A 650-nucleotide genomic window follows, 5' to 3' on the forward strand; every position below is an offset into this window, starting at 1 on the left:
TTTCCTTCATTATCTTGCCAAGCGTACGTCGTTTTTGTTTTAAATGGTTGTGCTTCCCTTATTTTATCTCCATCAGCATCCTGATAATTGCTCTGCACATCTAAATCCAATAGTGCTACCTTAAAATCACTAAACTTTAAGTTATTATCAAACTCTTTTATTTCTTCACCTTTTATATTATTGCTCGATTCACTATAAAAAGTTTCTAATACCTTAAATCCCTGCTTTTTTGATGCGTTTTCTATATCTATAAATTCAGGTTTGTTTCCATTAATTGCTTTTACCGTTTGTGTCGTTAACGCACTAACTTTAAAGCAGAATAAAAATAATATAATTAAAAATAAAGCGGTGTTTATAAACAAAAGCGGAGAGGTATGAAATGTTCTATATACTAATTTAATTAATAAACTTTTTAATGATGCCCGATGCCCGATGCCCGATGCCCGATCACAATTACATTTTATCATATTTATACCCATTATGAAAGCTATTCATTGTTTTTTTTTAAAATTATTCAAGTGATTATAATACTAAGTGCCATTCAATAGCGTTAACTACAAATTATGGATATTCCTTTATCTTTGGACATAATAATTTAAATTATTTCATTTGTACTCTGATTTTATGTAAATTATTATTAAGCTAAATAG

General features: G+C 28.2%; 1 protein-coding gene. It reads right to left on the reverse strand.

Going from position 1 to position 650, the window contains the following annotated elements:
- Nucleotides 1-467, reverse strand: a 467-nt coding sequence (locus B6C99_RS12985; RefSeq protein ID WP_143413975.1) for a hypothetical protein, incomplete at its 3' end; no start/stop codon positions are given.
- Nucleotides 468-650: the final 183 nt, after the last annotated feature.

It is taken from the genome of Gilliamella sp. N-G2, assembly GCF_002142215.1.
In the GTDB taxonomy this organism is placed as follows: domain Bacteria; phylum Pseudomonadota; class Gammaproteobacteria; order Enterobacterales; family Orbaceae; genus Gilliamella.